Origin of the sequence: Pedobacter nototheniae (genome assembly GCF_004335085.1) — a bacterium.
Taxonomy (GTDB): Bacteria; Bacteroidota; Bacteroidia; order Sphingobacteriales; family Sphingobacteriaceae; genus Pedobacter; species Pedobacter nototheniae.
The window spans coordinates 162,233-176,192 of the sequence record NZ_RQRS01000003.1 but is presented as its reverse complement, the minus strand read 5'-3'; the positions used below and the strand labels follow the sequence as shown (position 1 = coordinate 176,192).

The following is a 13,960-nucleotide window of genomic DNA, read 5'->3' as shown; positions in this document are numbered from 1 at the left end:
TAATAATTAAGGACTTTGGGATAATTAAATAGAGTAGCCGAGCTGGGATAATCATCTTTGAATCAACAAATCAAAAACAAGATTCATTATGAAAAATATATTAAAACTTAGCCTCGTACTTTTAGTATTAAATGCATTTGCTTTAAAACTAAGTGCCCAAAATCAAATCGAAATTGTAATTGTTGCTTCAGGACACGACAATTCTAAATCAGCTGAAAATTTTCAACTAATTATTGATAAGCTGAAAAAATTTAATCCTGATATGGTTTTTGGTGAATATACATCGCCTGAAGATTACCAGAAATTGCCAGCAAATAATTGGGCGGTAACAAGTTTTTCTAACGGACGTAATTTCATTATAAAGCGTAATCCTGAAGATGTAAAAAATCTTTCCTCTCAAGTTAATAAAGCTCAAAAAGCACTTACTGCCTTTCCTTACTATCATAAAACTAGAATGGAACTGGCCGTTAACTATGCCAAAAATTTTGACCGTGCCAATACCGAATATCAAATTTTTGTAATGGAAAATTATATGAAAAATTCATTTGGAAAAGAAGAACAAGCTGTTTATTCTAAAATGTTTGGCAATACCGATTCGCTTACAAAAGCAAGATTATACAGAACAAGTAGTGAGTACAGCAAAATTTATTTCCCTTTGGTGTATCAACTTAAGCAAAGTCAAATTTACTCTATGGATTGTCAAAAATATGATAGTGCATGGTCTGTAGCTTGGGCAAAGGCACGTTCCTTAATCGAAGTTATGGAGGCAAAAGCAAAGGCAGATACTCTTTCTGCAGAGGCTAAAACTGTAAAAGCGATTGAAAAATATTCTAGCTACACAAAAGAAGATTATAAAATTTTTAAGAAATCTGAATATGCTGGTATGAACACCGCGAGGTATGCAGAGCTTGATGCTTCATGGAATTTTTATGGGGGTGAGCATTTTTACGGTTATGAGGGCTTCCCTACTGATGCAATTAAAGCCATGATTGAACAATGGGTTTTAAGAAACCAGGGCATGTGCGATAATCTTGTTAACCAAGCAAAGCAATACCATGCTAAAAGAATTGTTGTAGGTGTTGGTTCTTCTCATCGCAAATGGATGGAAGAAATTCTGGCAAAAAGAACAGATATTAAAGTAATTAATTTCAACGATTTACCTTAAAACTAACCCCTCCATTTCAAATCCCTTAGACGTCAATCTAAGGGATTTTTTATTTTATAAGCCTTTGTAATTTTTCTGATTGGTTTGATTATTCTACATATAGCACATTTATTTACCTAAAAGATTAGTTATACATTTAACCTGTGCAACATTTTTTACTTTTTGGTGTCTTGAGGTTAAACTAACTAAACTTTCCATTCATCACATTTAATGGATTGTTCATCACATTTTTAAAAACACAAATGAGAACAACCCTAAATTTAAATTGCTTATTAAGATAATATACATGAAGAAATTTTTATTCTCGCTCGCCTTTTGTCTAACATTTTTTAATTTGTTTGCACAAAAAAATGGAAGCATTACAGGTATTTTGGCCGATAGTGCAAACCATAAAACAACTTTAAACTACGCAACAGTATCTGTTTATAAAGCTGGTGATAGCATTTTAACCACGTACAAACTTTCTGATGATAAAGGATTATTCAAAATAAATAGTCTGCAAACAGGAATAAAATACCGCCTTATTATTACAGCCTGGCAATATGGAACTTACCACAAGGAGGTGCTTGTAAGTGCAGATAACCCAACAATTAATCTTGGCACAATTTACCTATCTACAAAAGCCAATAACTTAAATGAGGTAACTATTTCTGCAGAAAGGCCTCCGGTTATTGTTCGGAAGGATACGATTGAATTTAATGCTGAATCATTTAAAACATTGCCCTCTGCGGTAGTAGAAGATCTGTTAAAGAAATTACCAGGCGTTCAAATTGCTGCCGATGGCTCTATTATGGTAAACGGCAAAACGGTAAGCAAAATTTTAGTAGATGGTAAAGAATTTTTCGGAGGCGACCAGCAAATTGCGACTAAAAATCTTCCAGCCAATATTATTGATAAAATTCAGGTGGTTGATGATAAACAGGCAAAACGCAGAGATCCTGATTTAGCGGCTGCTGATATTCCACAGGTAATAAACCTTAAACTAAAAAAAGCGATTAAAAAAGGGGCATTTGGAAAATTATATGCTGGTGGTGGTTTAAAAGAACTTTATCAGGCTGGTGGAATAATGAACTTTTTTAGAGATACCACTCAGGTTAGTATTCTTGCTTATGCCAATAACATTAATCAACCTGGTTTTTCACCTAACGATGTACGTCAAATTGGTGGCTTTGGTAGAAGTGGCGTTAACTCAATGATGATTAATTCAGGAGGCTATTTCGAATTTAATGGTATCAATTTTGGAGGAAGTTATAACGGTGTTCAAACCTCTTCAGGCGGCGGTTTCAATTTTAATACACTAACAAAAAAAGGAATTAAGGTAAACACACAATATTTCTTCGGCCGATCCGATAATTTATTAGAAAAATTAACCAATACAAATCAAACCCTTGGTACCGATCGTTTAATTACCAATGCCAATGAAAATACTAGTGCATTAACGCTTAAGCACAATATTGGAGGCAAAATAGACTGGCAAATAGATTCTTTAACTCAACTTACCATCGAGCCATCTATTGTATTAAATTCCAACAACTCTGTAAGCACAAATTATGCAACCAATGCAAATGCAAGTGGCGATTTAATTAATACGTTAAATATTTTAAACGATAGAAACGCCTCAACCAACAAATATCAACTAGTTGCAGATTTAAGTAAAGATTTTAAAAAGACTGGCAGAACATTTAATGCTGGCTTTAATGCTTCTACCACGCCAAATGCAATGAAGAATTATAACCGCAGCAATGGCATCTACTATCTTACCCCTTCAACTTCCGAAATAGATCAGCTTAGAAACAATCAAATTGATAATTTTAGATCTTACCTGTACGCTAATTATACCGAACCGATAGGCAAAAAATTTAGTTTAAAAGCCGATGTAAATGGAAGTCTAATTAATAATGAAAATGCATTAAATACCTTTTATAAAAACCCAGCTAATCAGTTATACGATATTGTTATCCCTAGCTTAACTCAAAGTGTTAAGCAAGAAGGTTTTAAAACAAACACCAACATAAGTCTTATTTATAAAATTACAAAAGATTTTAGCCTTCAACCTGGTTTAGTTTACAACTACATCTCCTTAAATAATAGTTTTAGCAACAGTGCAAATATAGATCAGCGTTATAATTTTATTTGGCCAACGTTTCAATTAAGATACAAAATATTCCGCTTCACATATTCGGCTAGGTTCGCTGAGCCCGATGTTAGCTACTTACAGCCTGTTGCCGATAATACAAATGCATTATATATCAGAAATGGAAATCCTGATTTATTACCCGCCAGAACTCAAAATTTTAGTATGAACATGTATAAATATGATCCTAAAAGTTTAATTAACTACAATCTTTATGGATATGGAAACTTTACTAAAAATGGCGTAATAAATACCACAACCATTAGCAACGGCGTGCAAACTGTAAACCCAATTAATGCCAGCGGAATTTATAGTTTTAATGGTGGCGCAAATATTTCTAAAGATTTTAAAAGAGATAAAAATACCTTAAAACTTGGAGTAGGTTTCTGGATGAACTTCAATCACTCGCCAGTAATTGTAAATAATATAAAAAGCAATGCTAATGTTTTTTATATCGGTCCAAATGGTAGCGCCCGCTTAAATCTTAATGATATTGTCGAAATTAATCAATCGTACTCAGTTAACTTTAACCGAAGTAAATATCAGGATAGTTTCTATACTAATTTAAGCTATAACACTTACCAAAGCTCATCAGAATTAGTAATTAGATACCCTAAAAAATTGGTTTTTGAAACAAATTATGCCACAACAATAAACAATCAGAATATTAATGGTTACAACAATAATATTAAATTATGGAATGCTGCCCTAACTTATCTGCTCATGAAAAATGATCGCTTGCAGTTAAAGCTTGCTGTAAATGATATTTTGCAAAGTAACGTAAAACGATACGTCCAAATTACTGGCAACAGTGTTATCGACACTCAAAGTAATAGTTTGGGTAGATATGGAATGTTAACCGTTACTTATAATATCCAAAACTTTGGACAAAAAGTAGGCGGCAGACAAACTTTCTTTAACTTTTAAATGATTTTCTTTTGGCTTGCCGGAGGTATTAAAAACTTCGGCAAGTTAATTTAATGAGCTGAAAATGAGCGGTTCTTTGAACGTGGCAATGATAGTCCCGCTTTACACTATATCCCGATAGAAAAAATCGGGATGCCGTTTCAATCTGGTTTAGATACAATGTTTGTACGCTTGATTTAATAAATTTCTTGCTGCCCTTGTTAAATAAACCGCCAGCGGTATCCCGATTTTTTCTATCGGGATTTAGCAAAGGGCAGGATTGCACAGGCCAAAAACTACTAACGTTCGTTTATAAAAATAAATCAGCCAACAACTGATACGATTTTATCCGATCTTCAAAATGTTCGGTAATCGTTACCGCCATCAACTCATTTACATCATAATCTGCGGCCAGCTTTGTAAGTTTTTCTTTAATTACATCGGGCGTTCCGTAAATCATCCTTGGCTTATTGGCATCTATTCTATCTTGCTCTGCAAAGTTATAAGTTACATTTTTAATGTCGTCCCAGCCCACAGAAGTTAAACCTCCACCCTTTTCTAATTGTAAAAAACGATAAGACATTAAAGCTTCCTGCTGTTTTACTTTTTCTTCATCTTCTGAGCAGAAAACAAAAAATGCCACATTTTCTACGGGTTTGGCTAAATCAATTGAAGGCTTAAAATGCTCGCGATAATATTGAACGGCTTGAGGACCGCCGTGTGGATTTATAAAATGTGCGAAAGAAAAACCCATTCCAAAATGAGAAGCAAATAAGGCGCTTTGACCGCTACTGCTCAATAACCATTGTGGTGGTACCGTTTCCGCAATAGGAATGGCTTTTATTTTGGTTTGAATGGTTCCTTCTTCAGGAGAATCGTGTAGGTAATTATGCAAATCCTGAAGTTGAATAACAAAATCCTGTTCGCTAAAGTTATTCGACGGGTTAAGCATGGAAGCGGTTATTCTATCCGTACCAGGTGCTCTACCCATGCCTAAATCGATCCTGCCAGGATGCATAACTTCTAACAAACGGAAGCTTTCGGCAACTTTTAAGGCGCTATGATTAGGTAACATAATCCCTCCAGAACCTATCCTTAATGTTTTGGTATGATTTGCCAAATGGGCAATTAAAATTTCTGGAGTTGAGCCAGCTAAACTGGTTGTATTGTGGTGCTCTGAAACCCAGAAACGATGATAACCCAATCTTTCCGTTTCTTGCGCCAATAATGTAGTTTCCTCAATCGCTCTACGGGCTGTTACACCTTTTCTTACCGGCGACTGATCTAATACGCTTAACTTAATTTTTGATATGCTCATATGTTAAAAACAAATTTATGAGCCTACAGATTTAAAAAAGTACGGGTTTAGCCTTTATGACTTTTAGATTATTGCGCTAATGTTAATTTGACTAAATATTGATCTTCACCATCATCAAAAATTAATTCGCAATTCCAGCCAGTTTCTTTAGCAATGGTTTTAATGGTTTCTTCATCAATATAAAGCCAGTTAAACCAGTTACCCTTTTCGCCTTTGTATTCATATTGATAAGATACCTCCCCATAATATTGGTTTTGCGGCTTCGGCATATCTTCGTACAAATAAGCAATATCCGAAGAATCGAAAATTAATTGTCCGTCAGGATTTAAAAGCCTTTTAACATCCATCAAAAAAGTTTTAAAACCTGGTAATGTACCAGTTAAACCAATGCCATTCATCAGCATAATAATACTGTCGAACTTTTCATTATAGGTATGAATATCTTGTAAGAATGCTTTTTTTACTCCACGATCTTTCATAATGTTCACCGCAGCTTCTGATACATCAATGGCCGTTACATCGATATTAAAAGCTTGTAAAAGTAAGGCATGGCTACCAACACCTGCGCCAATATCTAAAACTTTACCCTTACACAAATGCAAAGCTTGCAGTTCGAGCACAGGCATGTCTTCATCATCTCTGAAGAAAAACTCAAGCGGCATTTCTTCAGGTTCTCCATAAGAATTATGTAACCAAAGTACGTCGGCTTCGCCAGTTCTATAAATATCGGTTAAAGCTTTACCAAAAACATCCATATTACAAAGATAGAAAAAATGGAAGATGGCTCAGGGAGATTTTATCAATTACCGCTATTGCAATAAGCTTAAAGCCATTTGCAATAGCGATTGTTATATTTATTCCAATTCAAACTCCTGATGATATTCAGGAATGGCAACGTGTTTAAAGCCTTGATCTTTTAATCGTGTTGCAAAATGTTGCTGCACTTCATATTCTCCATGCACTAAAAATAACTGTTTAACTAATTCTGGATTCTGTCCTGATAAAAAGTGTAGTAAATCTTCGTAATCACCGTGTGCACTCATGGATCTTATTGATCTTACTTCGGCTTTAACCTCATAATCCTCGCGGAAAATATCAACTACCTTTTGCCCAGCCATTAATCTGCCACCTAAAGACGAAGGTTCGCAATAGCCAACCATTAAAATTGTATTTTTCTGGTTGCCAATATTATTTTTAATGTGGTGTTTTACTCTTCCCGCTTCGGCCATTCCTGATGCTGATATGATTACGCATGGTCGCGGATCTTCGTTTAAAGCCTTCGATTCTTCTACGCTTTCAATAAATTTTAATCCTTTGAAAGCAAATACATCATGATCTACTTTTAAAGTTTCTTTAACACCATTATTGTAAACCTCAGGATGATTTTTTAAAATTTCTGTCGCTTGTGTAGATAAGGGGCTATCCACATAATAAGGTACATCAGGCAACTTATTTTTCAGTTCCAATCCATTTAAGGCATACAAAAGTTCTTGCGTACGCCCAACGCTAAAAGCTGGAATAATTACCTTTCCTTTTTTAATGTTGCAAGTATTGCTGATAATTTCTAGCAGCATATCCTCAATCGGATCAAGATCTTTATGCAAAGAATCGCCATACGTAGATTCCATTAAAATATAATCTGCCTGATCGAATTGTTGTGGGCTCTTCAAAAGTAAATCCCCATAACGACCAACATCGCCACTAAAAGTAATACGGTTTTGTTTACCGTCTTCGGTGATAGTTAAATGTACTGCCGCACTACCAAGAATATGGCCTGCATCTGTAAACTTAAGACGAATACTGGGTTCAATTTCGAAATCTTCTTCATATTCCACAATCTTCATTTGGCTTACCGTTTGAATTACATCATCATCAGTATAAAGAGGTTCTTCTTTTTTCTCGCCCTCGCGTAAATGCCGGTTTGCATATTCAGCATCCTGCATTTGTATTTTAGCAGAATCCATCATTAAAATTCTGGCTAAATCCATCGTAGCTGAGGTACAAAATATTTTACCTTTAAAACCTTCAGCAACCAAGCGTGGCAATAAACCACAATGATCTATATGAGCGTGAGACAAAACTAAATACGTTACCTTTTCGGGATTAAACCCGAAGTAACCATTTAATTTATCAGTAATACGTCCCATGCCTTGAAAAAGGCCACAATCCAATAAAATTTGTGTTTCGTTTTTGAGTGTTATTAGGTGCTTGCTGCCTGTAACGGTACGAGCAGCGCCGTGAAAAGCGATTTTCATTTATTAAGGTTAGAAATTATATATTTAATAAAAATGCCGGAAAAATCCGGCATTTTCAATTATTTAAGCTTTTATTTCAGCTATTTTATCTTTAACCTTATCTGCTACTCCAGATGCTTTATCTGCTAAACCTGCCAACTTATCTTTTGACGAATCCAATAGGTCGCAAAACCAATCAGATACTTTACCTTTTATATCATCTGTAGAATCAGAAGATAAAGCCAAAGCAATTGTTGCACCTAGTGCAGCACCAGCTAATACACCTACTATAATTTTCGTTTCCTTTGTCATAACTTAAATACTTTTATTAATAAACATTAAATTGGCATTGTTGTTTTCTTAAATATTCATAACATAAATCATTCCATTAATGAAAACCGTATTTTTTATTGATTTAGATAACACCATATATTTTACAAAGCCTAACGAAAAGCAATTGATGAGCGGCTTATATAATTTGCTCGAAAATGAAGATTTAGGTATTTCAGCAGAACAATTTCAACTTGCAAAAGCTGAAATGCTGAGAACTCCATTTCAAAAAGTAGCTACTAAGTTCGGATTTAAGCAAAAAGCAGTAGACCAAGCTATAAAATTTTTAATAAACGGCGAAGTTACAGAGCCTTTGACTCCATCTGCCGATTATCATTTTATAAAAAAACTAAAAGGAAGAAAATTTATTGTAACGGCAGGTTTCTTTAAAAAGCAAACTACAAAAGTTAAAATGTTAGGCATTGCTGATGATTTTGAAGAAGTTTATGTAGTGGATGCCACAACTTCAAATCAAAATAAAAAAGATGCTTTCAAAACCTTGATTGAAAAACATAGGCTAAATCCTGAAGAGATTTTAGTAATAGGAGACGATGCTGAATCAGAAATAAAATTTGCGTTAGAGCTGGGAATAGAAACTTTTCTTTTAGATCCTGATAACCTATATCCAAATGCAAAAACAACATTTAGAGGAAAAGATTTAAGCAATCTCCACGATGTAGCTCGACAGTAAAACACAAAAAAAGTCCCGATTTTCATCGGGACTTTTTCATTTATCCTCTTCCGCTTCTTGATGCTCGGCCGCCTTCAGAACTACTTCTTTCACCACCACCACGATTTTGTTGTTGCTGTTGTGGTGGAGCAGACTCAGTTCTGGTTCTTTCCATACGCTGTTGCTGCTGTTGTTGCTGCTGCTGCTGACGTTGTTGTTGAGCTTGGGCGTCACGCTGAGCACGTTGTTGTTGCTCTGCCTGCGAGCGTTGCTGTTGCATTTGAGCATCACGCTGTTGCCTTTGTTGTTGTTCCATTTGTGCACGTTGCTGATCGGCTTGTTGACTACGCTGCTGTTGAGCCTGAGCATCGCGTTGTGCACGTTGTTGCTGAGCTTCCTGGATTTGCTGAGTACGTTGTGCTCTTTGCTGCTCCATTTGAACATTACGATCTTGTTGCTGCTGCTGATTTTGCTGCGCCCTTTGCTGTTGAACTTGAGCATCGCGTTGCTGCCTAACTTGATCTGCTTGTTGCGAACGTTGCTGTCTTTGTTCATCTGTTTGCGCAGAACGATCGCCTGGGTTACGCTGACTACTCTGATCAACTTGTGTACGCTGATCGTTACCACGGCCTAATGCCTCTCTGCTCCTTTGGTTTGCATCACCACCGGTTTGACCTAAGCGATCTGACCTACCATTAGTACTTCTGTTAAATACATCGCCTCTATTTGTTCCAGAGTTATTATCACCACGACTTCCATTTACTTCGGTTCTACTTCCTGCTTGTGGTGTACGTCCGTCATTTCTCTGTTCAAATCTATTATTATCATTAATTCTAGAGTCACGGTTGCTGTTATCTGCATTTCTTCCATTTCTGTTGAAACCTGCATTGCCTTGTTCAAATTTTCTTGGCGCAGCACTACGATTATCTACATTTCTATCAGGTCTTGGCCTGTAAATAGAAACATCTCTACCACTTACACGACTTGCGCCTGGCCTGTTGCTTTGATCAAAACGATAAACCCTAACATCTCTATTTGTTGCCCTTCTAATATCTTCTATTCTTGGGCCACCATAATAAGTTCTTCTGTTATACACATAAGTATTATTTATGATCGTAGTATTACGGATGTAAACGTTGTTACGTCCATAATCATACCTTGGGAAGGTATTAATATAAATATTGGATTGAGGAATAAAGTTCCAGCAAAACTCGGGTACAGAATAGCGACGACCAAAGCTTAAGTTAATGCTAATGCTTGGTGCCATTGGCGCCCATCCGTAATAACCATCTCCGCTTCTCCAATCTACCCATGCTGGCCCCCAGTTAGTATCTGGCAACCAAATCCATTGTCTATAACTATTAATTACCCAGCGGCCATAGTGAAATGGAGCCCATCCCCAATCATAATTAGAAACCCATGTATTACCATATTCGGTCATAGCCCACCTTCCATTTGTATAGTAAGGGCGAAAATCACTCTGATCTACATCTGGGCGCCAAACATAACCATATTGAGGATCCTGAATCCAGGTGCCATATGGAGAAAGTTCATCATAAAAGGTTTGCAAAGAAACATTCCCGGTGCTGTATCCATCATCCTGGTAACTGTTCTGATAGTCTTGTGCCCTGACAAGGGTTGTGGTTCCGGCAAGGAGCCCAAAGAGCCCCAGCACAAGTGCCGTAGATTTAAGTGTTTTCATTTGTGTGTTTATATTAACCTAACATTGTGTGTGTATCAATTAGAGAACCAAAATCAATTAAGGTTTAATATGCTTGCATAGTTTTAGCAATTTCCTTTAATTATTGTGTTCCAACGCCTTTTTAACTTATTTTTAACGTTTTACATTAAATTTAATTGTGCAGAAAATAAGTCATTTAGAAATAAAATTTGCTACACATATGGATATAAAATAGAATATACTGTACAATGATTAAACTTTAAAACATAAGTTAGCTAATTTGTAAGTATTTTTGCATTATGCAGAACGGCACCTTATACCTTATTCCTGTACCTCTTGCAGAGGAAGCAGCACATAAAACCTTTACCCCTTACCTGGTTGATACCATTAACCAAATTGATACTTATATTGTTGAAAACAGTAAAACTGCTCGTAGATTTTTAAAAGAGGCAGGGTTAAAAACACCTCAAAAAGATTTAATCGTTCACGATTATGACAAACATAACCGCAATACCAGTTTAGTTCCTTTTTTTAAAGAACTTTTAGAAGGTAAGGACGTTGGTTTAATGAGTGAAGCTGGGTGCCCGGGCATTGCCGATCCAGGTGCAGATATTGTAGCCGAAGCTCACAAACGTGGAATTAAAGTAGTTCCCTTAGTTGGCCCAAGTTCTATTTTACTTGCTTTAATGGCTTCGGGTTTTAACGGACAAAGTTTTACATTTTGGGGATATCTTCCGATTGATAAAGAACAACGCAGCAAACGCATTAAAGATTTGGAATTATCTGGTACTCGTTATAAGCAAACCCAAATGTTTATTGAAACGCCTTTCAGGAACAACCAAATGCTGGAGGAGATTTTAAAAAGCTGCAAGCCTAGTACTCAACTTTGTATTGCAAGCAATTTAACTGGCGAGGACGAATTTATTAAAACGCAAAGTATTTACAATTGGCGCAAGGAAGAAATTGATTTGCATAAAAAACCAACCATCTTTTTATTAGCGTAAACTATGCGAGAGCAATTAAACTTTCAGATCGATCATAACATTCATCTTGAATTAACTCATGATGTTCATGCTGAAGGTTTATTTGCCGCTATAGATGAAAACAGAGATCATATATCCAAATTTTTATCGTGGGTGGATCATATGAAAACTGTTGAAGATGCCCGAAATTACATCGAAACTTGCACCCAATTATTTAACGCTGGCAAAGAAGTTAGCTTTGTAATTATTTATGCAGGCAAAATTGTTGGCAGAGTTGGCTTGCACCATATTAATAGTTTAAACAAAAGTGCGGCTATCGGTTACTGGTTAGCAGAAGAAGCTGTTGGCAAAGGCATCATTATTAATTCTTGTAAAAAACTACTCGATTATGGTTTTGATGTTTTGGGATTAAACAGAATAGAAATTAGAGCAGCAACTCAAAACTTTAAAAGTCAGGCAATACCCGAAAAACTAAATTTTGTAAAGGAAGGAATTTTAAGACAAGCAGAGATTGTGAACAACAACTTCCTTGATTTAGTACTTTATTCTGTACTCAAGGAAGAATGGGTAAATAAATAATGGTTATATTCATTTTATTAAATCATTAATCTGTTCGATGCTTAATGCTATTTCCTGCCAATTTTTATGTGATAGCATAAACTGGATATTTTTTCATAAATTAGTTAATATAGAATCATAAAAAGTTCTGTACTAACTAATCTCTCAAAATCATGAAAAAAATCATCCTTCTCTTATCTGTAGTGGTTCTTCTGTCCGCTTGCGATAATACTAAACAACAAGCTATGGACACCACTAAAAATGAAGATTTAATTAAGCAGTATTTCGAACATTTTAATAAGCACGATTGGGCTAAAATGGCTGCTATGTACACTGAAACAGCAGATTTTAAAGACCCCTCATTAGGACAAGGAATTGTTAAGCAAAGTAGAGCTCAGATTATAAAAAAATATCAAGAACTAAGTACAACTTTCCCGGATGTTAAGGATAAAGTATTAAAAGTTTATCCTTCGGGAGATAAGCATATTATTGTAGAATTTTTATCTACAGGAACAGCTCCAGATCATTCAAAATTTGAATTGCCAATATGTACAATTTTCACGCTAGAAAATGGCTTGATTACCCAGGATTTTACTTATTACGACAACTTTAATGAATAAGGACCGATAAATCATCGATTTCCTTTGTAGCTTAACTCTATTTGTACATTCCTTTACCTTCGATAAAATCAACAACTTTATCGGGCAGGAAGAACTGTACATTCTTTTTTTCTTTAATTGATTTACGAATAAACGTAGAAGATATTTCCATTAAAGGAGTAGAGGTAAAAGTTATTGAAGGATGGCTTTTCCATTCATCAACATTTGCACCTGGGCGGGGGTAAACAAAAATTTGATAGTTTTTAAGCAGCACTTCATAGTTTTTCCACTTCTTAAACGATACCAGATTATCTGCTCCCATAATTAGTACAAATTCCTTTTCAGGGTACTTTTCATGCAGATAAGTAAGGGTATCTATGGTATAAGATGGTTGTGGTAAAGCAAATTCAATATCACTTACGCGGATATTTTCAGCATTTTCTGTAGCCAGTTTTGCCATCTCCAAACGATCATACATATTGGTTAATCCACTTTTATCTTTTAGCGGATTGTGGGGAGAAACAACCAACCATACCTCATCAAGTTCGGTATGGTTGGCCATATAATTGGCAATAATTAAATGTCCGGTATGAATTGGATTATATGATCCGAAAAATAAGCCGGTTTTAGAATTTGTAGTTTTCAATTTTCAGTTGCAAATTTACAGTTCATTTAATATAGCAAGCAGATCTGGATGATCTTCTTATTTGGTCTGTTAATGAGTACATCTCCAAATTAAGAACTTCTGAATTCTTAACTATTGATAAAATCGCCAACTAATTTTTCAGCTTCAGCACAAGCCGTAGCCAAATCATAGTTTTTTAAAATTACATCAAACTTATCAGCATAAAGCAACTCTTTTTCCGCCTTTATAAAACGTTCCTGTAGTTTTTCCTGGCTATCAGTACCTCTGCCGCTTAAACGTTCCTTTAAAACTTCTAATGATGGTGGTTGTACAAAAATAGCTAAGGCATCTTCCTCATATTTTCTTTTTAAACGAATGCCACCTTCAACATCAATATCGAAAATTACGTGTTTTCCTTCATTCCATATGCGTTCAATTTCCGAACGTAATGTACCATAGAAAGTTCCGTTATAAACTTCTTCAAACTCTACAAATTCCTGACGGGCAACTTTATGTAAAAACTCTTCCTTACTAATAAAATAGTAATCGTTTTCATGTGTTTCTGCACCTCTTAACTCACGCGTGGTTGCGGAAATAGAAAAGCTCAGTTCAGGAAACTTTTTTAATAAATGGTGTACAATAGTGGTTTTACCTGCTCCTGATGGTGCTGAAAATATAATTAATTTACCCTGCATTCTTTAAATATGGAAGGTTGGAAAGTTAAAATTAGAAACTTGCAATAACTACAAGCTTTCAA

The 13,960-nt window shown here is 35.4% G+C and carries 13 protein-coding genes; 6 read left to right on the top strand and 7 right to left on the bottom strand.

What is annotated here, in order from left to right; translation table 11 throughout:
* Positions 1–88: 88 nt before the first annotated feature.
* Both EHC72_RS04280 and EHC72_RS04275 read left to right on the top strand, forming a co-directional pair.
* Positions 89–1,165, top strand: coding sequence for a DUF5694 domain-containing protein (locus tag EHC72_RS04280; RefSeq protein WP_131536430.1), 1,077 nt, complete (start codon positions 89–91; stop codon positions 1,163–1,165).
* Positions 1,166–1,451: 286 nt separating this feature from the next.
* Positions 1,452–4,226 carry an outer membrane beta-barrel protein gene (locus tag EHC72_RS04275; RefSeq protein WP_131536429.1) on the top strand — a complete coding sequence of 925 codons (2,775 nt, stop codon included), beginning with the start codon at positions 1,452–1,454 and terminating at the stop codon, positions 4,224–4,226.
* A 289-nt stretch (positions 4,227–4,515) separates the two neighbouring features.
* Here EHC72_RS04275 and EHC72_RS04270 read toward each other — a convergent pair whose 3' ends face one another.
* From EHC72_RS04270 to EHC72_RS04255, 4 genes are all read right to left on the bottom strand, one after another.
* On the bottom strand, positions 4,516–5,523 hold the full coding sequence (locus tag EHC72_RS04270; protein WP_131536428.1) for an LLM class flavin-dependent oxidoreductase: 1,008 nt from the start codon (positions 5,521–5,523) through the stop codon (positions 4,516–4,518).
* Positions 5,524–5,591: 68 nt separating this feature from the next.
* Positions 5,592–6,278, bottom strand: coding sequence for a class I SAM-dependent methyltransferase (locus EHC72_RS04265; protein WP_131536427.1), 687 nt, complete (start codon positions 6,276–6,278; stop codon positions 5,592–5,594).
* A 99-nt stretch (positions 6,279–6,377) separates the two neighbouring features.
* The gene (locus EHC72_RS04260) at positions 6,378–7,778 is read right to left on the bottom strand and encodes an MBL fold metallo-hydrolase RNA specificity domain-containing protein (RefSeq protein ID WP_131536426.1); all 1,401 of its coding nucleotides are present in this window, start codon (positions 7,776–7,778) and stop codon (positions 6,378–6,380) included.
* A gap of 63 nt (positions 7,779–7,841) precedes the next feature.
* On the bottom strand, positions 7,842–8,069 hold the full coding sequence (locus tag EHC72_RS04255; protein WP_131536425.1) for a YtxH domain-containing protein: 228 nt from the start codon (positions 8,067–8,069) through the stop codon (positions 7,842–7,844).
* A 79-nt stretch (positions 8,070–8,148) separates the two neighbouring features.
* On the opposite strand from EHC72_RS04255, the gene EHC72_RS04250 reads away from it, so the two are divergent.
* Positions 8,149–8,778: an HAD family hydrolase gene (locus tag EHC72_RS04250; RefSeq protein WP_131536424.1), complete on the top strand. Its 630-nt coding sequence runs from the start codon at positions 8,149–8,151 to the stop codon at positions 8,776–8,778.
* A 40-nt stretch (positions 8,779–8,818) separates the two neighbouring features.
* On the opposite strand, the gene EHC72_RS04245 is transcribed toward EHC72_RS04250, so the two are convergent.
* Complete coding sequence (locus tag EHC72_RS04245) at positions 8,819–10,459, bottom strand: DUF6600 domain-containing protein (RefSeq protein ID WP_131536423.1); 1,641 nt, start codon at positions 10,457–10,459, stop codon at positions 8,819–8,821.
* A 278-nt stretch (positions 10,460–10,737) separates the two neighbouring features.
* On the opposite strand from EHC72_RS04245, the gene EHC72_RS04240 reads away from it, so the two are divergent.
* The 3 genes from EHC72_RS04240 (at position 10,738) to EHC72_RS04230 (ending at position 12,599) form a co-directional block, all read left to right on the top strand.
* Positions 10,738–11,442 (top strand): SAM-dependent methyltransferase, encoded by a 705-nt coding sequence (locus EHC72_RS04240; protein WP_131536422.1) that lies wholly within the window; start codon positions 10,738–10,740, stop codon positions 11,440–11,442.
* A 3-nt stretch (positions 11,443–11,445) separates the two neighbouring features.
* Positions 11,446–12,000, top strand: coding sequence for a GNAT family N-acetyltransferase (locus tag EHC72_RS04235; RefSeq protein WP_131536421.1), 555 nt, complete (start codon positions 11,446–11,448; stop codon positions 11,998–12,000).
* A 152-nt stretch (positions 12,001–12,152) separates the two neighbouring features.
* Entirely contained in the window at positions 12,153–12,599 is a 447-nt protein-coding gene (locus tag EHC72_RS04230) for a nuclear transport factor 2 family protein (RefSeq protein WP_131536420.1), read from the top strand.
* Positions 12,600–12,636: 37 nt separating this feature from the next.
* Here EHC72_RS04230 and nadD read toward each other — a convergent pair whose 3' ends face one another.
* Both nadD and gmk read right to left on the bottom strand, forming a co-directional pair.
* Positions 12,637–13,224 carry a nicotinate (nicotinamide) nucleotide adenylyltransferase gene (gene nadD, locus EHC72_RS04225; protein ID WP_131536419.1) on the bottom strand — a complete coding sequence of 196 codons (588 nt, stop codon included), beginning with the start codon at positions 13,222–13,224 and terminating at the stop codon, positions 12,637–12,639.
* A gap of 107 nt (positions 13,225–13,331) precedes the next feature.
* On the bottom strand, positions 13,332–13,898 hold the full coding sequence (gene gmk / locus EHC72_RS04220; RefSeq protein ID WP_131536418.1) for a guanylate kinase: 567 nt from the start codon (positions 13,896–13,898) through the stop codon (positions 13,332–13,334).
* Positions 13,899–13,960 lie beyond the last annotated feature (62 nt).

What these genes read in the sequence shown, in the direction of transcription:
- EHC72_RS04270 (WP_131536428.1), bottom strand. Translation starts at nt 5,523, where the DNA reads ATGAGCATATCAAAAATTAAGTTAAGCGTATTAGATCAGTCGCCGGTA.
- gmk (WP_131536418.1), bottom strand. Translation starts at nt 13,898, where the DNA reads ATGCAGGGTAAATTAATTATATTTTCAGCACCATCAGGAGCAGGTAAA.
- EHC72_RS04245 (WP_131536423.1), bottom strand. Translation starts at nt 10,459, where the DNA reads ATGAAAACACTTAAATCTACGGCACTTGTGCTGGGGCTCTTTGGGCTC.
- EHC72_RS04275 (WP_131536429.1), top strand. Translation starts at nt 1,452, where the DNA reads ATGAAGAAATTTTTATTCTCGCTCGCCTTTTGTCTAACATTTTTTAAT.
- EHC72_RS04280 (WP_131536430.1), top strand. Translation starts at nt 89, where the DNA reads ATGAAAAATATATTAAAACTTAGCCTCGTACTTTTAGTATTAAATGCA.
- EHC72_RS04260 (WP_131536426.1), bottom strand. Translation starts at nt 7,778, where the DNA reads ATGAAAATCGCTTTTCACGGCGCTGCTCGTACCGTTACAGGCAGCAAG.
- EHC72_RS04255 (WP_131536425.1), bottom strand. Translation starts at nt 8,069, where the DNA reads ATGACAAAGGAAACGAAAATTATAGTAGGTGTATTAGCTGGTGCTGCA.
- EHC72_RS04250 (WP_131536424.1), top strand. Translation starts at nt 8,149, where the DNA reads ATGAAAACCGTATTTTTTATTGATTTAGATAACACCATATATTTTACA.
- EHC72_RS04240 (WP_131536422.1), top strand. Translation starts at nt 10,738, where the DNA reads ATGCAGAACGGCACCTTATACCTTATTCCTGTACCTCTTGCAGAGGAA.
- EHC72_RS04265 (WP_131536427.1), bottom strand. Translation starts at nt 6,278, where the DNA reads ATGGATGTTTTTGGTAAAGCTTTAACCGATATTTATAGAACTGGCGAA.
- EHC72_RS04235 (WP_131536421.1), top strand. Translation starts at nt 11,446, where the DNA reads ATGCGAGAGCAATTAAACTTTCAGATCGATCATAACATTCATCTTGAA.
- EHC72_RS04230 (WP_131536420.1), top strand. Translation starts at nt 12,153, where the DNA reads ATGAAAAAAATCATCCTTCTCTTATCTGTAGTGGTTCTTCTGTCCGCT.